At 64.9% G+C, this 20,029-nt stretch carries 15 protein-coding genes and 1 other annotated feature; of the genes, 12 read left to right on the top strand and 3 right to left on the bottom strand.

From position 1 onward, the window contains the following. Window positions 1-73: 73 nt before the first annotated feature. Together AC1DRO_RS13235 and AC1DRO_RS13230 are read left to right on the top strand one after the other, a co-directional pair. A complete protein-coding gene (locus tag AC1DRO_RS13235; protein WP_243181306.1) occupies window positions 74-1,576 on the top strand; it encodes a malate:quinone oxidoreductase in 1,503 nt (500 codons plus the stop codon). Between the two features lie 118 nt (window positions 1,577-1,694). Next, entirely contained in the window at window positions 1,695-4,862 is a 3,168-nt protein-coding gene (locus AC1DRO_RS13230) for an efflux RND transporter permease subunit (protein WP_476951149.1), read from the top strand. 316 nt (window positions 4,863-5,178) lie between these two features. On the opposite strand, the gene AC1DRO_RS13225 is transcribed toward AC1DRO_RS13230, so the two are convergent. Beyond that, the gene (locus tag AC1DRO_RS13225) at window positions 5,179-5,898 is read right to left on the bottom strand and encodes a hypothetical protein (protein WP_476951148.1); all 720 of its coding nucleotides are present in this window, start codon (window positions 5,896-5,898) and stop codon (window positions 5,179-5,181) included. Between the two features lie 385 nt (window positions 5,899-6,283). Then, a complete protein-coding gene (locus AC1DRO_RS13220; RefSeq protein WP_476951147.1) occupies window positions 6,284-6,658 on the bottom strand; it encodes a hypothetical protein in 375 nt (124 codons plus the stop codon). Between the two features lie 232 nt (window positions 6,659-6,890). Here AC1DRO_RS13220 and AC1DRO_RS13215 point away from each other — a divergent pair, with 232 nt between their 5' ends. The 10 genes from AC1DRO_RS13215 (at window position 6,891) to AC1DRO_RS13170 (ending at window position 19,429) form a co-directional block, all read left to right on the top strand. Next, window positions 6,891-7,214: an IS110 family transposase gene (locus AC1DRO_RS13215; RefSeq protein WP_476951146.1), complete on the top strand. Its 324-nt coding sequence runs from the start codon at window positions 6,891-6,893 to the stop codon at window positions 7,212-7,214. Between the two features lie 8 nt (window positions 7,215-7,222). Then, window positions 7,223-7,378 carry a hypothetical protein gene (locus tag AC1DRO_RS13210; protein WP_476951145.1) on the top strand — a complete coding sequence of 52 codons (156 nt, stop codon included), beginning with the start codon at window positions 7,223-7,225 and terminating at the stop codon, window positions 7,376-7,378. An 82-nt stretch (window positions 7,379-7,460) separates the two neighbouring features. Next, on the top strand, window positions 7,461-7,598 hold the full coding sequence (locus AC1DRO_RS13205) for a hypothetical protein (protein ID WP_476951144.1): 138 nt from the start codon (window positions 7,461-7,463) through the stop codon (window positions 7,596-7,598). Window positions 7,599-9,043: 1,445 nt separating this feature from the next. Next, entirely contained in the window at window positions 9,044-10,120 is a 1,077-nt protein-coding gene (gene sbnA / locus AC1DRO_RS13200) for a 2,3-diaminopropionate biosynthesis protein SbnA (protein ID WP_476951143.1), read from the top strand. A gap of 2 nt (window positions 10,121-10,122) precedes the next feature. Then, window positions 10,123-13,221 carry a Pls/PosA family non-ribosomal peptide synthetase gene (locus AC1DRO_RS13195; RefSeq protein ID WP_476951142.1) on the top strand — a complete coding sequence of 1,033 codons (3,099 nt, stop codon included), beginning with the start codon at window positions 10,123-10,125 and terminating at the stop codon, window positions 13,219-13,221. Continuing rightward, on the top strand, window positions 13,218-15,830 hold the full coding sequence (locus AC1DRO_RS13190) for a non-ribosomal peptide synthetase (RefSeq protein WP_476951141.1): 2,613 nt from the start codon (window positions 13,218-13,220) through the stop codon (window positions 15,828-15,830). Before AC1DRO_RS13195 ends, AC1DRO_RS13190 begins: the two co-directional genes overlap by 4 nt. Then, a complete protein-coding gene (locus AC1DRO_RS13185) occupies window positions 15,830-16,837 on the top strand; it encodes a TauD/TfdA family dioxygenase (protein WP_476951140.1) in 1,008 nt (335 codons plus the stop codon). Before AC1DRO_RS13190 ends, AC1DRO_RS13185 begins: the two co-directional genes overlap by 1 nt. Then, window positions 16,834-17,901 (top strand): 2,3-diaminopropionate biosynthesis protein SbnB, encoded by a 1,068-nt coding sequence (sbnB, locus tag AC1DRO_RS13180; RefSeq protein WP_476951139.1) that lies wholly within the window; start codon window positions 16,834-16,836, stop codon window positions 17,899-17,901. The genes AC1DRO_RS13185 and sbnB overlap by 4 nt, the downstream gene beginning before the upstream one ends. Before the next feature lie 52 nt (window positions 17,902-17,953). Further along, entirely contained in the window at window positions 17,954-19,078 is a 1,125-nt protein-coding gene (locus tag AC1DRO_RS13175) for a LuxE/PaaK family acyltransferase (protein ID WP_476951138.1), read from the top strand. A gap of 33 nt (window positions 19,079-19,111) precedes the next feature. After that, window positions 19,112-19,429: a transposase gene (locus AC1DRO_RS13170; RefSeq protein ID WP_476951137.1), complete on the top strand. Its 318-nt coding sequence runs from the start codon at window positions 19,112-19,114 to the stop codon at window positions 19,427-19,429. Continuing rightward, window positions 19,390-19,503: a sequence feature (AL1L pseudoknot), on the top strand. (Overlaps the previous gene by 40 nt.) Window positions 19,504-19,718: 215 nt before the next feature. On the opposite strand, the gene AC1DRO_RS13165 is transcribed toward AC1DRO_RS13170, so the two are convergent. After that, window positions 19,719-20,029, bottom strand: a 311-nt coding sequence (locus AC1DRO_RS13165; protein ID WP_476951136.1) for a M28 family peptidase, incomplete at its 5' end; no start/stop codon positions are given.

Raw genomic sequence — 20,029 nt, 5'->3', positions numbered from 1 at the left:
GGGGCCAATTTCAGTTAGTGGGCGGTGCGGGATATTCTGTGACAGCCAGAGCCGCTGCTATCGGAGACTGATTGTGACTTTCATTTCCAAGACCCAACACGCCGACGTCGTCCTGATTGGCGGCGGCATCATGAGCGCCACGCTCGGCGCCTTCATCAAGCAGCTTGAGCCGAACTGGACCATCTCGCTCTTTGAGCGTCTGGACGAGCCCGGGCTGGAAAGCTCCGACCCGTGGAACAATGCCGGCACCGGACACGCCGCCCTGTGTGAGCTTAATTACTCCCCCGCGGCCAAAGACGGCTCGGTGGACCCCGGCAAGGCCCTGAACATCAACGAGCAGTTCCAGCTGTCCCGCCAGTTCTGGTCCCACCTCGTCTCGAACTCGCTGATCGGCTCCCCCAAGGGCTTCATCAACACCGTTCCGCACATGAGCTTCGTGATCGGCGAGGACCACACCAAGTTCCTCCGCACCCGCTACGAGGCACTCAAGCCGAACCCGCTGTTCCGTTCGATGGAGTATTCCGAGGACCACGCGCAGATCGCCAAGTGGGCCCCGCTGATCGTCAAGGGCCGCGACCCCAAGCAGCGCGTCGCGGCAACCCGCGCCGCCGAGGGCACCGACGTCGACTTCGGCGCCCTGACCCGCGAGCTGACCACCTACCTGGGCAACAACGGCGTGGAGATCAACTACGGCCACAACGTCAGCGACATCAAGCGCGCGTCCGGCGGCGGCTGGGACCTGTCGCTGAAGCACGCCAGGAGCGGCGAGCACGGCTCCATCCACGCGAAGTTCGTGTTCGTCGGAGCCGGCGGCGGGGCCCTGCACCTGCTGCAGGCCTCCGGCATCCCGGAAGGCAAGGGGTTTGGCGGTTTCCCGGTCTCCGGCCAGTTCTTCCGCTGCACCGACGAGAGCATCGCTGCCCGGCACAGTGCGAAGGTCTACGGCCAGGCGTCTGTCGGCGCCCCGCCCATGTCCGTACCGCACCTGGACACCCGTTACGTCAACGGCAAGCGCTCCCTGCTGTTCGGCCCGTACGCCGGCTTCTCCACGAACTTCCTCAAAAGCGGCTCCTACCTGGACCTGCCGCTGTCCATCCGCCCCTCCAACATCATCCCGATGCTGGCCGTGGCCAAGGACAACATGGACCTCACCGCCTACCTGATCAAGGAAGTCGCCAAGCGTCACGGCGACAAGGTCGAGGCCCTGCGGGAGTACTACCCCGAGGCCAAGGACGGCGACTGGGAGCTCATCACCGCCGGCCAGCGGGTCCAGATCATCAAGAAGGACCCGAAGAAGGGCGGCGTGCTGCAGTTCGGCACCGAGGTCATCGCCGGACGCGACGGCACCATCGGCGCCCTGCTTGGCGCATCCCCGGGCGCGTCCACCGCCGTGCCGATCATGATCGAGCTGCTCCAGAAGTCCTTCCCGAAGAACTTCAAGGGCTGGCAGTCCAAGCTCAAGGACATGATGCCCGGCTACGGCGTCAAGCTCAACGACAACCCTGAGCTCGCCGCCAAGCTGGAGGCCGAGACGGCCAAGACGCTGCAACTCGAACAGGTCACCGCCAGCAACTAAGCCGGCGCCCGGCCGCGGCTGGTTTACACTGCTGGTTTGGGACCGCTGCAACCCGTGACGTCCCCGTTTTTGATGTCCCGTTGTGCAGGACGCCCCCGACCCACCAGGAGACCATGAGATGTTCCGGCTCGCAAAGCTGTCTCTCGCCAACCGGGCCCTGATCGCGCTGATCACGGTGTTCGCCTGCGTTTTCGGCGTGATCACGATGTCCTCGCTGAAACAGGAGCTCATCCCCTCCATCGAGTTCCCTCAGATCACCGTGATCTCCTCGATGCCCGGTGCGTCGCCGGAAGTCGTGGACAAGCAGATCAGTGCCCCGTTGGAAAAGGCGCTGAACAGCGTCGAGGGGCTGGAGTCCACGTCGTCAACGTCCCGGAACGGCGTCTCGCAGATTTCCCTGGCGTTCACCTACGGCTCCAACCTGGACCGTGCCCGGAACCAGATCGACCGCGCCATCTCCAACGCCAAGCAGGCCCTGCCGAAGGACGTGCAGCCGCAGGCGATCGCCGGGAGCATCAGCGACTTCCCGATCGTCTTCCTGGCCGTGTCCTCGGACAAACCGCTCAGTGAACTCAACGCCGATCTCGCCCGGCTCAGCGTCCCCAGGCTGCAGAAGCTCGACGGCGTGCGCGGCGCCGACGTGACCGGCGGCGCCACGCAGCACATCCAGATCCTGCCACGGCCCCGGGACCTGGCGGCATCGGGCGCGAGCCTCCAGGCCATCAGCGACGCACTGAAGAACAACGGTGCATTGGTCCCGGCGGGCACCATCGAGGAACAGGGCAAGACCCTCTCGCTGCAGATCGGCAGCCCGGTGGACTCCCTCGACGCCATCAAGGCCCTCCCCCTGGGCGCGGCCCGCGATGCGACGACGATCGGCAGCGTTGCGGACGTCAGCCTGGTCGAGGACGCGCGCACGTCAATTACGCGGACCAACGGCAAGGAAACCCTCGCCCTGTCCGTGACCAAGAAGCCCGAGGGCGACACCGTCGCGATCTCCCACGCGGTCAAAGACGCCATCCCGCAGCTTGAGGCCGAGCTTGGCTCCAACGCCAAATTCACCCCGGTCTTCGACCAGGCGCCGTTCATCGAGAAGTCCATCAAGGACCTCACCACCGAGGGCCTGCTGGGACTGGGCTTCGCCGTCCTCGTGATCCTCGTGTTCCTGATGTCCGTGCGCGCCACCCTGGTGACGGCTGTGTCCATCCCGCTGTCCCTGCTGATCACATTCATTGGCCTCTCGGGCACCGGCTACTCGCTCAACATCCTCACCCTTGGCGCGCTCACCATCGCGATCGGCCGCGTCGTGGACGACTCGATCGTGGTCATCGAAAACATCAAACGGCACCTGAGCTACGGCGAGGACAAGATCACCGCGATCGGGACCGCCATCCGCGAAGTTGCCGGCGCCATCACGGCGTCCACCCTGACTACCGTGGCCGTCTTCCTGCCCATCGCCTTCGTCGGCGACCTCGCCGGTGCGCTGTTCCGTCCGTTCGCCCTGACAGTGACCATAGCCCTGCTCTCCTCGCTGCTGGTCTCACTGACCATCGTGCCGGTTCTGGCCTACTGGTTCCTGCGCACACCCGCCGTCACCGGCTCTCCGGCTTCTGCCGCTTGCATCGCCACCAAGGCGCACGAGGCCGAGCAGAGCACGCTCCTGCAGCGCGGCTACCTGCCTGTCCTGTCCGGCACGCAGCGGCACCCGGTCCTCACCTTGGTCGCCGCGGCCCTGGTGCTTGCCGGCACCGTGGCGATGTCCCCGCTGCTCGCCACCGACCTCCTGGGCCGCTCCGGCGAGAACAGCATGACCGTCAAGCAGGCCCTGCCGGCAGGGACCAGCCTTGACGAGGCCAGCGCTTCTGCGATCCGCGTCGAGGACACCCTGCGGGGCATCGACGGAATCAAGGACGTCCAGGCCACCACGGGCAACGCCCAGACCGGTTTCTCGGCCCTGCTCTCCTCCGGCGCGTCGAATTCGACGTTCACCGTGGTGACGGACGAGAAGACCAACCAGGGCAAGCTCCAGGAGACCGTCCGCAGCGAACTCTCCAAGCTCGGCGACGCAGGAAAGATCACGGTCGGTTCCCAGCAGGGCGGCTTCGGCACTTCGTCAACCGTGGACATCACCCTTAAGGCCGCCACCACCGCCGATCTCCAGAAGGCCAGTGACGCGATGGTCAAGGCCATGGACGGTGTTCCGGGCAGCAGCGAGGTGGCCACCAACCTGGCCGCCAGCCAGCCGGTGGTCCAGGTCAAGGTGGACCGCGCCAAGGCCGTCGCGGCCGGTCTGAACGAGGAGCGCGTGGCCGGGGTCCTGGCCGCCACGATCAGCCCGATTCCGGCCGGGACGATCCGCATCGACACCAACGACTTCCCGGTCCGGATTGGCGAGGGCACCCGCTTCACGAGCATCGAGGCCGTCCGGGACATGCCGCTCCCGACGGCGGCCGGCGCCGTTGCGCTTGGCAGTATCGCCTCGGTGGAGCAGGTCGACGTCCCCGTCTCCATCACCGCCAGCAACGGCCAGCGCACCGCGCGGGTCTCGGTGACGCCGTCGGGCTCCAACCTCGGCGCGGTCAGCACCGAGGTGCAGAACCGGCTCAAGTCAGTCCAGCTGCCGCCCGGGGTGACCGCCACGATCGGCGGTGCCACGACGCAGCAGGCCGATTCGTTCCGCCAGCTCGGACTCGCGCTGCTGGCCGCCATCGCGATCGTCTACGTGATCATGGTGGCTGCGTTCAAGTCGCTCGTGCAGCCGCTGATCCTGCTGGTCTCCGTCCCTTTCGCCGCGACAGGCGCAATCGCCCTGCTCGTGGTCACCGGTGTGCCGTTGGGCCTGCCCTCGCTGATCGGGATGTTGATGCTCGTGGGCATCGTGGTGACCAACGCGATTGTGCTGATCGACCTCATCAACCAGTACCGCCAGCCGCGCAACGGTGAACCAGGGATGAACGTGGCGGACGCGATCATGCACGGCGCCCGCCAGCGCCTCCGCCCCATCCTCATGACGGCGCTCGCCACGGTGTTCGCCCTGACACCGATGGCGCTGGGACTGACCGGCGGCGGCGGATTCATCTCCCAGCCCCTGGCGATCGTGGTGATCGGCGGCTTGGTGTCCTCCACCGCCCTCACACTCATCCTGGTCCCGGTGCTGTACCGGCTCGTGGAAGGCCGGCGCGAGCGCAGGGCACTCCAGAAGCCGCTGCGCCGTGGACGCCATTCCGCGCCGTCCGTGACCGAGGACTTCCCCGAAGACGCTCCCCTGCCAACCAGTTCGCACTAGGAACCAGAACCCGGCGTCCCTGCCTTGTCTCGTGATGCCTTGTCCCGCGATGCCCGGTGCGTCCCGTCGGCTGCGTTGGCTGCAGCACGGGTTGCCGGGGCTCCTTGGGCGCCCTTTGCGAGCTTCGGGCGGCCACCGGCCACCGCGACAACGTTCCTGTGGCGGGGTCCGCGGGACGCCGGGGTCGAAAGGATTGCGCGCGCGGCGGGGTTCATCACTTCGCGTGCCGGATTCCCGGAATATGTGGCATTTTCCGGGACGTCCTCGCCCTTCATCAGAAGAGCGTCGGGACCGAGGGACGAACCATCCTGCATGTTCACCCGTAGTTGACCCAGCTATCCACGCCAAGGGAACAGCGATTGCCAATCACGATGTAGTCGGACTTGAAAGTGCCATCTTCCATGGAGTGGCCCTGGACATGTGTTCCCTCGTTGATCGTGCAGTCATCGCCGATCGTGACGAGGGTTTTTTCCGGCATGTTCAGGCCGGCGTCGTAGAGCCGTTTGCCCACCTTGACGCCCAATATCCTCCAGATGATGGGTTTGAACGGGGTTCCGTTGTAGGCTCCTACGGCCAGCAGCTTCCAGAGACGTTCATGCCGCCAGAAGTAGGTGTCATAGATGGAGCAGTATTGCGGCTTCAGGCGGCGGAAGCCCATGACAGAGCGCTCCACCAGGGAGCCAAACAATACGCGGAGCACGATCAAGCCGAACATGGCTCCGGCAACGGCCAGTACACCGCTGAAACTGTGGGCTGTAACGGCGACGGCACCGGCGAGTGTGGCAACAAACAACAGGAACCAGCGTTCGGCTAGGAACAGCACCATACTCACAATGTTGTGGCGGTTCTTGGCCGGAAGGCGCCGTGTCATTTCGTCCGCGATCTTGAGTTCGTCAAACTGTGCATCACGCTGAACGGACCGCGGAATCTCAAAGGCCGGCGACCCCAGCAGCCCCACATCCCTGCGGATCGGGCCGTCTATCGGAATCATCACCTTCGTAGCCAGCAGGCAGTTCTCCCCGACCTTGGCGTCCATCGGGAACGTGATGTCGTTGCCCAGGAAGTTGCGGCTGGCAACGCTGACACGTGAGAGCCGGATGAGGTGTTGGTGAAGTCGGCGTTCATCATGTTCAGACCGTCCGAGGCCAAGGTCCCCGTTCCTACGGTGCTCAGGAACGGCGACTCGTGGCCCACGGACGGACCGAAGTTCGATCCGGTTTGCACCACCTTGCCCAGGTCATAGCCCAGGGCTTGCAGGTAGTGCACAATGTAGGAGCTGTCACCGAAGAGGTTTTTGTAGATGCCTGCGTTGGAAATCCCCGCCATCATCCGCTGCAGTGAATAGTGCACGCCGTACAGCGGATAGACCTTGTCGGTTGCAAGGACGAGGTTCAGCAGCCGCGGAACGGTGAGGACAAAGATCAGCCCCCGATCAGCCCGGCAATGAACATGAGCATCGTCACGGCCGCTGTTTCCACAAAGAACCCGGCGGCGCCCAGCTGCAGGTGTCCGGTGTCCAGGTACGACGGCAGCAGGGTGGCCAGCCCCAGGACGCCGACGGGTAGGACGAGGACCAGGCGGTTGAACAGCTGGAGCAGGCTGAAGATGACCCGCCGGCGCGTGCCGCAGTTCGCCGCGGGAACCCGCCGGTAGTCGGTGGTGGTGCGTTCGGCGGGGGAACCATGCCAGCTTTGACCGTCCGGTACCGCCTGCGATGTCTGAAGGGCCGAGGCATGCCCCAACTGGCTATCATCCCCCATCGCGGTGCCGATGTCGAAGGTATTCTTCTCCGACACCAGAACGTTCCTGCCAAAGGTAACCGGACCTTGTTCAAGGACGCCCGGGCGTGCCCGGTAGCAGAGGAAGAAGGAGTTCTTATGGATGACGGTGCTACAAGCACTGCCGCCGGATCGGGCGTGACCTGATAGGAGCCTGAGCCAGCATTCGACAGCGTCCCCATGACAGTCCTGTCCACCCGGCCGGCGACAGCGTGATATCCACGTTATCCGGCAGGAGGCACCAAGCACCATGGCACCAGAACCCCTTACACCCAGCCGCTCAGGGCATGTCGTCATCGGGATCGACACCCACAAACACGTCCATGTCGCCGCGGTCATGGACCCGGTCGGCGGAATCGTCGACACCCTGAAAGTGACGACCGATTCCCCCGGCTTCCGCCAGCTCCTAGGCTGGGCTGCTTCGTTCGCGACAATCATCGCGTTCGGCATCGAAGGCACCGGCTCCTACGGCGCAGGACTAACCTCGTTCATCCGCAGACAAGGACACAAGGTGGTCGAAGTGAACCGCCCAGACCGGCGCATGCGCAGGCTCGCCGGGAAATCCGCACAGTGATCGTGCGCATGAAATTCCACGAACCCACCATCGCCTACGTATCCCGCAGAACTGCCGAAGGGAAATCCAAACGAGACATCATCCGATGCCTCAAGCGCTATGTCATTCGCGAGGTCTACCACCTGCTCAAACCTGTGTCGGGGACCGGCATTATCGCGGGTTGACAACTATAGGAGCATCTGTGCCAAAGCAGAAGACATCGTCCGCGTCCACCAAACCGCCACGGAGTGGAAGGGCCATGACCCCATGGCGCGCTCTGCGGCCGACGGCATCCGCGAGCAGGTACAGCAACGCTACGGGATCGACGTCGACGCCCTGGGGACAGGTGCGGACGGTGCGGCTGCACTCAATGAAGCGGCACGTGCAAAGACCCATGTTCAGTAAGAACGGACAGCAGTTGCGGCGGAAAATATTCAAGCTTCACAGCTTCTCACGGAAGCCGAACGCGCCGACGTAGCCCAGCGGGAAAGCGTCGATGCCGACAACACCCGGCCCGAACAGCTAACTGACGAAGCTGCTGCGACTTACGATTAAGCAGAACGTCGGGAAGCCCTCGCAAAGAGCCTCGACCATGTTGGAGACAGGGAAGCCGTGGAGGCCCGACTCATCGCAGACCGGAACCAGGCGACTCCGCCGACGGCAGGCGCGCAAGACAAACGGCGTGCCTGGGACTGCCAAACAGGCTCAGAAGGGTCTAACGCGCTAGGAGCATGAGCGCATGTCAGCGCATTTGTTTGCGCCGAAAGGACTCTAAGGTACCTGGCGCTTCCGCCATCCCTCCCCGGCACCGAACGCCCACCTTTCTATCTCGTCAGCACCCATGGTGCGCTCGGCGGAGGACAGTTCAGTGGCCCATGTCCGCATCACTTTGATGGCGGCAAGGTATGTGCCCACTGGGTAGTTTGTGGACTGGGGTCGGAACGCCGGGTTACCTGTCTCGCTGAATAACGTGGCCCTATGCAGGAGTCCAGTTCGTCACGGAGCGCGATTTCAATTTTCGATGAGAAGGGCACCATCCTTTTCTTGCTCCCTGGGGCGACCCGGCCCTGGTCCCCTGGCAGCGGCCACAGGGTTCACGTCGGCCTGGCGTAATTCAGAACGCGTAGTGTCAGCGGCAGACGAACTTCTCGGTTAGGACCACCGCTCCCCTACTGTTCATTTTCTAAGGGGGATTTGCTGCTTATTGAGTCCTGCATCGCGGTTCTAAGCGGCAAATGCGGAACACGGACGTCTGTTCCATATTCGGATTCCAGCTCACCGATCTGGAAATTGTGCTCACCGGTCAGGGGTGAGCTGGTTACATTGATGATGATGCCGAGAAATTCCAGGGTTGAACTCCCCCGCCCCCTCCAGGGCATCAGTTCAAGATGTAACCGTCACTGCTTCTCCCGGTTTAGCGCTGGTAGGGCTCACTGAGAAGGCGGGCGGCAGACTGGGAGGTTCGCCATCTGAGGACGAGGAGCGGGCGCCTACGCTAGCTATCATCGGGGCCGCGAGTGCGGGGAAGCAGGTACTCGGGGGCTTGGATACAGGTACTCGGGGGGTTGGATACAGGTGCTCGAAGTCATTGCGGTTGGCCACGAAACTTGGCTACTGTCGAAAGAGAGGTTTGAAGCCTCAACAGCATCTCGGAGTATCCGCGGTGGGGAAGCCAGGTATTGCTGCTGGAGGAAATAGCGGCGGCCGCAGAATTCCGCTTGTGCCGCTCTGCGCGGCATTTCTTGAAAAGTAGAAGGGTCCGGACGAAGATGTCCGCCACCCGTCACACACAAGCTGGCAGGAGCCTCCCCCATCCCTGACCACGCTCATGTCAGGGAACGAGGGAGATCATGCCGATTATCAGGGATCCGCACCTGTTTAACGAGCAGAGCCTGTTCGTCGACCTGGAGGGGGTGCTGGGCTTCCGCCTCTTTCTGAAGATTGAGGGGTTCAATTTCGCCGGCTCAATCAAGCTTAAGCCCGCGCGGGAGATGGTCGAGCGCGCCGAACGGGAGGGGTTGATCGGCCCTGGCTCCATCCTCGTGGAGTCCTCATCGGGCAACCTCGGCGTCGCGCTCAGCATGATCGCTGCCAGCAAGGGGTACCGCTTCGTGTGTGTGATCGATCCGCGCTGTAACCCGCCAACCCGGCAACTCATGGAGTCGCTCGGGGCACAGGTGGACCTGGTCACCGAACCGGATCCCGTCGACGGCTTCCTCGGAGCCCGGCTCAACCACGTGCGGGACCTGTGTGCTTCCGACGAGCGGTACATCTGGCTCAACCAGTACACCAATTCCGGCAATTGGGGAGCGCACTACCGCTGGACTGCCCCCGAGATCTCCAACCAGTTCCCCGACCTGGACGTGCTGTTCGTGGGAGCAGGGACAACGGGGACCTTGATGGGTTGCGCGCGGTACTTCCGTGAGCACCGGCCGGATGTCCGGATTGTCGCGGTCGATGCCGCAGGATCGGTCTCGTTCGGCGGCCAGCCCGCCGCCCGCCTGATCCCGGGACTCGGCATGAGCGTGCGGCCGCCGCAGCTCGACGAGGCCTTTATCGATGACGTGGTGATGGTCGACGAACTGGACACGGTGCGCGCCTGCCACCGCCTCGCCGCTGCCGGCTTCACGCTCGGTGGCTCCACCGGGACCGTGGTCCACGGCGCCGCGTCTTGGCTCACCGAACACGACGCCCAGGACCTGACGGCGGTTGCCATTTCCCCGGACATGGGCCGGCCCTACCTGGACACTGTCTACAACCCTGACTGGGTGCACGATCATTTCGGCGCCGAAGCGCTGGCAACCGCCGACGATTTGGCAGGGGCTCCGGGCCGACGGTCCGACCCGGTGTCGGAGCCACAGCACCCGGCACGTGAAGCAGTGGCCGGTTACGCCGCAACCGCCGCCTTAGGGAATTTCCTGCAGTGAAAATGCGTCTCGATAACCTGCAGGGCGCTCCGCGTTCCACATCTCTCATCGGTGTCCCCATTCCCGATGCAACCGCGGCTCCGGCCGGGAACGGCTCTCCGGCCGCTCCGGCCACGGGTACGGCCGTTGCCTTGGAGCGCCGGCTGGCGGATCTTCTGGCGTCGGTGGTAAAGAAGGACGACGTCCCCGTGGACGCCAACTTCTTCTACGACCTGGGCGCGGATTCGTTGCTGATGGCACAGTTCTGCGCCCGCGTGCGCAAGCAGCCGGACTTGCCAGCGGTGTCGATCAAGGACATCTACCAGAATCCAACGATCTCGGCTCTGGCCGCGGCTCTGGCACCGGCGGAAGTGGCGTCGGTGACGGTTCAGATCCAGGTGCAGGACCGGTTGGCAGAGGTGCTGTCCGGCGTGCTGGACATTGAGCATGTGCCAGTGGAGGCCGATTTCTTCCAGGACCTGGGCGCGGATTCGCTGGTCATGGCGCAGTTCTGCGCCCGCGTGCGCAAGCAGCCGGACCTGCCTGCCGTGTCCATCAAGGACATCTACCAGAACCCAACAATCTCCGCGCTGGCCGCGGCCCTGGCACCGGCGGAGGAGGCGTCGGCGACGGTTCAGGTGCAGGAGCGGCTGGCCGAGGTGCTCGCCGACGTACTCGGCATGCAGCAAGTCCCGATGGACGCCGACTTCTTCCAGGACCTGGGCGCGGACTCGCTGGTCATGGCGAAGTTCTGCGCCCGCATGCGTAAGCAGCCGGACCTACCGATGGTCTCGATGAAGGATGTCTACGGTAACCCGAGCGTCTCTGCCCTCGCCGCGGCCCTGCAGGTTCCCCCGCAGCAGGACCGCTTGCAGGAGCCCTCACCGGCCGTGGCTTCGGTGCCGGCGGCTCCGGCGCCCATGGACGCCCGCACCTGGGAGTACGTCACCTGCGGCGCCCTGCAGGTACTCGTCTACCTCGGCTACTGCGTGATCGCCGGACTGCTCACGGTCGCTTGGTACCAGTGGGTGTACCCGGAAGCTGGCGGGACAGAACTCTGGGAGATCTACCTCCGGTCGACCGCCTATACCGCGGCAGTGTTCGTGCTGATGTGCATCCTTCCCGTGGCGGCAAAGTGGATCATCCTTGGGCGTTTCCGCCCCGGCGAAATCCGACTGTGGAGCTTGGCCTATTTCCGGTTCTGGCTGGTAAAGACCCTGATGCGAACTTCCCCGCTGGTGTTACTGAGGGGGTCTCCGCTGACCACCTTCTACCTGCGGGCCATGGGCGCCAAGGTGGGCCGCAACGTGACGATCATGACCAACCGCCTGCCGGTCTGCACCGACCTCCTCACGATCGGGGAAGGGACGGTCATCCGCAAGGACGCGGTTTTGAACGGCTACCGCGCCCACGGCGGCGTCATCCAGCTGGGCGCGCTGACGCTGGGCCGGGACGTAATCGTCGGCGAGGGGAGCGTTTTGGATATCGGCACCGCATTGGGAGATGGGTCGCAGTTGGGCCACCGGTCCACCCTGTACACCGGCCAGTCCGTGCCCGCCGGCGAACGGTGGCACGGGTCGCCCGGCAGGCGCACTGAGGTGGATTATGGCGGAGTCGAGGCCAGGCCCTACTCGCCCTGGCGCCGGGGATGGTTCGCCACCTCCCAGCTGATCAGCATGATTGGCCTTGGCCGTATTCTGCTAGGCCAGGCTGTCGTGTTGGTCGTCCTGGCGAACCCCAACGTGGCGGCACTCATGGAGACGCAGACGTTCGCGTTCACCGACTGGGTCTTCTACGCCGACGCCATTGCCTATGCCGCTCTTGCTGTCTTCGGTGGCACGGTCGTATCGTTGCTCATCGTCACCACCGTCCCGCGGGTGGTTCAACTCGCCGTCAAGCCGGACACGGTGTATCCGCTGTTCGGCCTGCGGCACGCGGCGGAGCGGGCGGTGTCGAGAATGACCAACAGGCCCATGCTGACGGGATTGTTCGGCGACAGCTCGTACGTCGTGAACTACGTGCGGGCCATCGGGTACAAGCAGCCGCAGGTCCAGCAGACCGGCTCGAACCTGGGCACGGGGTTCAAACACGACAGCCCGTTCCTTTCGACGATAGGCAGCGGCACGATGATCGCCGACGGGGTGTCGTTTATGAACACCGATTTCTCGGCGACGTCGTTCAAGGTCAGCCGGGCGGGGATCGGCGCACACAACTTCCTGGGCAACGCCGTGCTCTTCCCTGCCGGGGCCAGGACCGGGGACAACTGCCTGCTCGCGACCAAGGTGATGGTCCCCATCGACGGACCGTTGCGCCACGACGTAGGTCTGCTCGGGTCACCGCCGTTCGAGATCCCCCGCTCGGTCCTCCGGGACGCCCTGCCCGAGGAGTATTCAAGACGTGCGCACTTCCGTCGGGGCCTGGCAGCCAAGAACAGGTACAACCTGCGCACGATGGCCCTCTTGATGCTGGTGCGGTGGCTCAACATCTCACTGGCCATGATCATTATGTTCGCCGCCCTCGATTTGTCCACTCAGTTCAGTTTCCTTGCCCTCAGCGCGGCCTTTGTCCTGACGCTCGTGGTTGGCTTGTTGGTCCCCATCGGCATCGAGCATCTCGGGAGGGGACTGAAACCGCTTCAGCCCCAGCTCTGCTCCATCTACAACCCCTATTTCTGGTGGCACGAGCAGTACTGGAAGATGTCGCTGCAGAGCCGATACGCAAGCCTCCTCAACGGGACGCCGTTCAAGCCGCTGGTCTGGCGTTTGCTCGGCGTACGGATCGGAAGCCGGGTCTTCGACGACGGCTGCGGCATCATCGAGCGGACCTTGGTCACAGTCGGTTCCCGTTGCGCCTTGAACGCCGGCACCACCCTCCAATCCCATTCCCAGGAAGACGGCATGTTCAAGTCGGACCGCATCGTTGTTGGCGACGATGTCACCCTCGGCGTCTCCGCCTTCGTCCACTACGGCGTGACCGTCGAAGACGGCGCGGTCGTCGGCGCCGACTCCTTCGTCATGAAGGGGACCACTCTCACCCGCGGATCCCTGTGGGCCGGTAACCCGGCCGAAGAGGCCCGGGACGCCGCCACGTCCCCCCTCGCGCTGGAAAGGCCCTTATCATGACCACCACCTCTGCGTTGACCTGCCGCACCGCCGGCGGCTCGTCGGGCCCGGGCAAAGACCGAACCGCGCCCGCGGGTGCCGCGCTGACGGCGATTCCCAGGTGGACGCAGAAGCGCCAGCCGGGTCAGGGCCGAATCGAAGTGGCTGTGCCACAGGACCTGTGCGAGGCCGTGCGGACGCTGGCCCAGAGCCTGCAGGTGGCTCCATCCTCGATCTGGCTGGCGGCACACTCGAGAGTGCTCCATGCGTTGTCCGGCGAAACAGAGGTCACGACCGGTTGCAAGGACGCGTTCGGGACTTGGCAGTGCACCCTGGATCTGGCGCACCGGTCCTGGCGAGCCCTCGTCTCCGATGCGAACGGCCGCCAAATCCGGGCCCGTACGGAGCAGTCCACCCCCGGGCAGGCTAGTCACGAGCCGGCCGCCCCTGGCTACGAAGTGGTGTTCGGCGGTCTTAGGGACGACGATTCCGAGCTGCCGGAGGGCATCGTGCTCGGTATTTCGGTCGGACACGCGGCCATCGGCGAGGTGCTTCGCCTGAAGTACCGCGGGGATGTTCTCGACGCTGATGCCGCCCGCCGCATCGCCGGCTACTACATCGCCGCGCTCCGTGGCGTAGTAGCGGACCCGGGGGTGGATCCCTTGGACACCGACCTAGTCGGCCAGGAGGAGCGGCGCTTCCAGCTTGAGCAGCTCGCCGGGCCCGAGCGGCCCCGGCCCCAGAGGCGCTTCCACGAGCTGTTCGAGGAGCGCGTTCGGCAGCGTCCCGAACGAATCGCGGCCGTTCAGGACGCGCGGGAGTGGACGTACGCGGAGCTAAACGCCCGCGCCAACCGGATAGCCCGTGGTCTGCTCTCGCGCGGGCTGCGCGCGGAGGACATCGTGGCAGTCGTCGCCGAAAGGGATCTGGAGTGGATGGCCGCTGTGATCGGCATCCTCAAAGCCGGAGGCGCATATCTGCCGATCGAGCCGCACTTCCCGGCCGACCGAATCGCCAGAACGCTCACGCGGGCCGGGGCCCGGGTGGTGCTCACCGAAGGCGGCAGCACCACCACCCTCGATGAGGCACTGGAAGGAATGCCTGCAGTGACGAAGCTCTTGTTCGAGGACATCGAGGCCGAGGGGCATCCCGCCGACGACCTCGGCATGGAGATTCGTCCCGATCAGCTCGCTTACGTCTATTTCACCTCCGGGTCCACTGGCGAGCCGAAAGGCGCGATGTGCGAGCACGACGGCATGGTGAACCACCTGTACGCCAAGATCGAGGACCTGGGGATCCGCCCCGGGGACGTCGTCGCCCAGACCGCACCCCAGTGCTTCGACATCTCGCTGTGGCAACTGGTCTCGGCGCTGCTCGTCGGCGGCCGCACACTCATCGTCGGGCAGGACCGGATCCTCGACGTCGAGCGGTTCATCGACACGGTGGAACGGGGCGCGGTGGCGGTCTTCCAAGTCGTTCCGTCGTATCTGGACGCCGTGGTGGCGTACCTGGGCGGCAGGCCTCGCGCCTTGCCGCACCTCCGCTGCGTCTCAGCCACAGGGGAGGCTCTAAAGCGCGAGCTGGTCCGCCGCTGGTTCGACGTGATGCCGGACGTCAAGCTGGTCAACGCCTACGGGCTGACGGAAACCTCCGACGACACGAACCACGAAGTGTTGAGTGCAGCGCCACCGGGCGGCTCCGTGCCACTTGGCCCGCCAATCCCGAACGTCCGGATCCACATCCTCGACGAGCGGCAGCGCCTTGTGCCGCTTGGAGCACCGGGCGAGATCGCCTTCTCCGGAGTGTGCGTGGGCCGCGGCTATATCAACGACCCGGAGCGCACCGCGCAGGCCTACTCCACCGACCCCTACGTGGACGGCGCGCGACTCTATCGGGCCGGCGACTACGGCCGTTGGTCCCCGGACGGCAAGCTGGAGTACCTGGGGCGGCGGGACAACCAAGTCAAGATCTCCGGGTTCCGCATCGAGATCGGCGACATCGAAAACGCGCTGATGCGGGTTCCCGCCGTCCGCGACGGCGCCGTCGTCGTCGGTGAGGGCGCCGGGCAGTCCAAGTTCCTGGTGGCGTTCTACTCCGGCAACCGGCCGCTCGAGGTCGACGAAATCCGCAGCGAGATGGCTGCCCGGGTACCGGGCTACATGGTTCCTTCGACGTACAGGTGGCAGGAGAGCCTGCCCCTGACCGGCAACGGGAAGATCGACCGGAAGGCTTTGACCCGCATGGCGCGCGAGGTCATTCCCGAGGCCGGCACCGCCACGGAAGCCCTCTCGGCGGCCGAGCAGCGGCTTGCGGAGGCATGGGCGACGGTGCTCGGCCTGCCGATGGGCCGGATCGGCGGGCAGGACTCGTTCTTTGCACTGGGCGGGACCTCGCTGTCCGCGGTGAAGCTCGCGGTACTGCTCAAGCGCGCAGTGTCGATCAAGGACATCATGCAGACGCCCATCCTGGCAGACCTGGCGACCCTGCTCGAAGCCTCGTCCCCCGCGGACACAGCCGTTCCGCCGGACCCGCGGACGGCGGGAGCCGTCGCGGAGCCCGACTCCATGGCCCCGGCAGGAGGACCGGTTGGCCTCTCCCACCCGCTACCCATGAAACGAAAGGACCCCTGATGTCGTCTCCTACACCCAGGATCCAGTTCGACGTGGAACGCCAAGCCGGCCGGGTGCCGATGCTCATCGTCGAGAACGGCCACGACCCCGTGCTGTGGGCCGAAGAGAACCGAGAGGCGCTGCGTGCGGCGGTGGATGAGCACGGCGCCGTCCTGGTCCGCGGTCTGGGCCTCCGTGATCCAGCCGAAGTGGCCGATACCTTCCAACGGCTGGTTTCAGGCGGCCTCATGCCGGACCGGGAGGCTTTCGCCGCCAGGCAGCCCTACTTGGACGGCGTGTACTCATCCCTGGCGTGGCCCGCGAACCAGCCGATGTGCATGCACCACGAGCTCAGCTACGCGCTCGAGTTCCCCGGCCTGATGCTCTTCGCCTGCCTTCAGGCACCCAGTGTCGGTGGCGTGACCGGTGTGGCGGACGCCAGTGCCGTGCTCGATGCCCTGCCGCCGGACATCGTCCGTCGGTTCGAAAGCCAGGGGTGGCTGCTCGCCCGCAGCTACAACGGGGACATCGGTGCCTCCTATGAGGAGGCGTTCGGGGTCTCAGACCGCGCGGATGTCGAGAGCTACTGCCGGGCGCACGAGATCGAGCTCGAGTGGCAGCCCGATGGGGAGCTGCGCACCCGGCAACGGCGCCCTGCCGTGGTTCGGCACCCGGCGACTGGCCATCGCTGTTGGTTCAACCAGGTTGCGTTCCTGAGCGAATGGACGACCGCGCCCGAGGTGCGGGAATACCTGGTGGACGTCTACGGTCCTGATGGGCTGCCGTTCAACACCCGCTTCGGCAACGGAGAGCCGATCGGTGAGGAAATCATTGCCCTCCTGAACGAGGTCTATGAGGCCCACACCCTCCGCACCCCCTGGGAGACGGGGGACCTCATGCTGGTCGACAACATCCGCATGGCGCATAGCCGCGAGGCCTATGAGGGGCCTCGGGAGATTCTTGTCGGCATGGCCGAGCCGCGCAACATTTTCGATCTCGACAACCACAACCAGGACGGTGCACGATGACAGAGCTTGCCAGTTCTCCTGCCGCAGCGGCCGCAGAGCCGAAGACGGTGCCGCCCTTCGCGGTCATCTCAGGGACCCAGGTGCAGCAGGTGCTTCAGGGACGGGAAAAGAAGGTCATCGAGCTGGTCGAGCAGACCTACCGCGTGCATGCAGCCGGAGATTCGGTGAACCCCCCGTCTTACTTCCTGCGCTTCCCGGACCGGCCTACCTCGCGCATCATCGCCCTGCCGGCCTCGGTCGGCGGACAAGTAGAGGTTGACGGCATCAAATGGGTCTCCAGCTTCCCGGACAATGTGGCATCGGGAATTCCGCGCGCCTCTGCGGTGTTGATCCTCAACGACCAGGCAACGGGGTACCCCTTGGCTTGCATGGAGGGCTCCATCATCAGCGCCTCCAGGACCGCTGCATCTGCCGCCGCTGCTGCCGACTGGCTCAGCCGGGGACGCGGGCGTCCCCGGCGCATAGGGTTCTTGGGCGTTGGCCTCATTGCCCGCTACATCCACACCTTCCTGGAGGCCACCGACTGGTCCTTCGACGAGATCGGGGTGTTCGACCTCTCGGGTGAGAGTGAGGAGGGTTTCAAGGGCTATCTCGAGCGCAGCGGTACAGGTGCCCGCGTGACAGTGCACGACGGCCCCGAGCAGCTGATCAGAAGCAGCGACCTCGTCGTGTTCGCCACGGTGGCGGGCCAGCCGCACGTGCACGATACGACGTGGTTCGCGCACAAGCCGCTGGTGCTGCACGTGTCCCTGCGCGATCTGGCCCCTGAGATCCTGCTGGCGTCCACCAACATCCTCGACGACGTCGACCACTGCCTGAAAGCCGGGACGTCGGCCCACCTCGCGGAGCAGAAGGTCTGCAACAGGGACTTCGTGGACGGCACCTTGGCCGACGTCATGGAAGGCAGGGTCTCGCTGACGGACGACCGCCCTATTGTGTTCTCGCCGTTCGGACTGGGCGTGCTCGACCTTGCAGTCGGCAAGTACGTCTACGACGAACTTGCCGGCAGTGGCCAGCTCCGGGTCGTCGAGGATTTCTTTTCCGAGTTGCGTCGGTACGGCTGACCCTGCGGCGCAAACCGCATTCAGCGATTCGCACTCACCGAGGAGTGACGCAATGCTCTCCCTACCGCAGATGCTGGGGAATGTGTCCAAGGCCTACGTCCAGTCCCCTGAGGACTGGGCCCGGTCGGTCACCGACGTCCTGCGGGACGCCGCGATCTACCACCAGGCCGCAAATGGCTTCTACCGCGCCCAGTGTGACGCCCTGGGAGTCGACCCCGCCACGATCAAGGACATCAACGACCTGCAATCCCTGCCACTGTTGCCGGTCGGCATGTTCAAGCGTCCCGACGCCAAGGTGCTGCTTACTTGCTCCCTGGCCGACGTCGAGACCGAAACCCGCTCCAGCGGAACCCGCGGTGTCCCTTCCGTCATCCCCCGCAACAGCGAGACAATGACCCTGGCGCTGGTCGCCCTGCTCGGCACCTACCGGGAGTTCTTCAGCCTGTCCGGGGGCGCGGGACTTTTCTTGAACCCGTCGGACCCGGAAGCCTCGGAGATGGGACTGCTCAAGGACTTAAACATCCTGAACAGCGTCTTCGACCACCACGCATATCTCGTTGCCGACCAGGCGTTCGACGCCGGGGAGGCCCTGGAGCACCTGTCCCGGTGGGAGGGACATATGACACGCCACATCGTCAGTCCGCCGTTCCTCATCGGCCGGCTCTTCCGGTTCCTTGAGCGGGAGAATATCAGTGTGCGCTTGGACCCGTTCAGCATGATCATCACTCTCGGGGGCTGGAAGCGGCACACAGCCGAGGCCATCCCTAATGAGAGTTTTCGGGAACGGTGCCACGACTTGCTCGGCGTGCGTGCGGTGAACGTGCGCGACATGTACGGGATGATCGAGTCGAACATGCTCGCTGTCGAATGCCACCTGCATCGCAAGCACGTTCCGCCGTGGTGCTACATCTCCATCCGGGACCCTGGCCAAAGCGCCAAGGAGATCGCCCCGGGGGAGACCGGCACCATCGCCGTACTGGATGCCCTCAGCACCAGCTACCCCGGTTTCCTCCTCACCGACGACATGGGCGACGTCGAGACCGGCACCTGCGGGTGCGGCAGAACCGGCCAGGTCATCAACTTCCGCCGCCGGGGGCAGGGCGGCGGGCTTGGCCACTGCCCAGTCAGCATCGAGCGCTACCTCGGTTCGGGCACTACTGAATCGCACCGGGTTTGATGGAGACATCGATTACCCGGAAGGATGATTCCCATGCCAGCACAACGGAAGTACCCAAATGAGCTGCGTGAGCGCGCAACGCGGATGGCCATTGATGCAAGGAAAGACCCTGAGACCAGGACCGGTGCGTTCCGCCGGATCGGCGAGCAGCTAGGGGTGAATCCCGAGGCACTGCGGACCTGGGTGGGCCGGGCCGAGACCGACGAGGGCCTGCGTCCGGGAACGACGACGGTGGACTCGGACCGGATCACAGAACTCGAGCGTGAAGTCCGTGAGCTGCGCCGGGCGAACACGATCCTGAAGCAGGCCTCGGCTTTCTTCGCGGCGGAGCTCGACCGCCCGTCGGGGTGATGTGCGCCTTCGTGGACAAGCACCGCGATGAACACGGGATCGAGCCGATCTGCAAGACGCTGCAGATCGGCCCGAGCACGTACTACGCCCGCCGTTCCCGGCCGGAGTCCGCCAGAGTAGTCAGCGACCGGGAGCTGGGGGAAAGATCGAGAGCATCCACGCGCAACAACGGCGGGCACCGAATCAAGTAGTCCGAATAAAGTAGTCCAGGATCCGCATCAACGCACAGCGCCCTCGGGCAATCTGCCGAAGCGGCGTGGTGCTGTAACCGTTCTTCTGGAGCTGGATGTCAGCCGCGTGGGGCCAGGGCGTATGTGGCGGTGGCGTAGGCCAGGGCGCCGGCCATTTCCTTGAGCAGTTCCGGGTTGGTGTTGGCGATCGTGTCGCAGGCCTCGTGGTAGCAGGGATCGAGGTCCTTGCCGGCCACCCCGCCGTAGGCCTGCACCTGGGCTTTGGTCTTTGACTTCTCATCGCCGGTGAACAGCCCGCCGCCGGGAATGCCGGCCATGAGGAACGGTTCGTAATCGGAGTCGCCGTCGACAAAGGGCGTTGTTTCCGCCGGCAGCGAGTTGCTTTCGAAGAACCGGAAAAAGACCTCCT

This window comes from Arthrobacter sp. P4_F11 (assembly GCF_056401395.1).
Note: the sequence above shows the minus strand (reverse complement) of the source record. Positions and strands in the feature narration are given on the sequence as shown.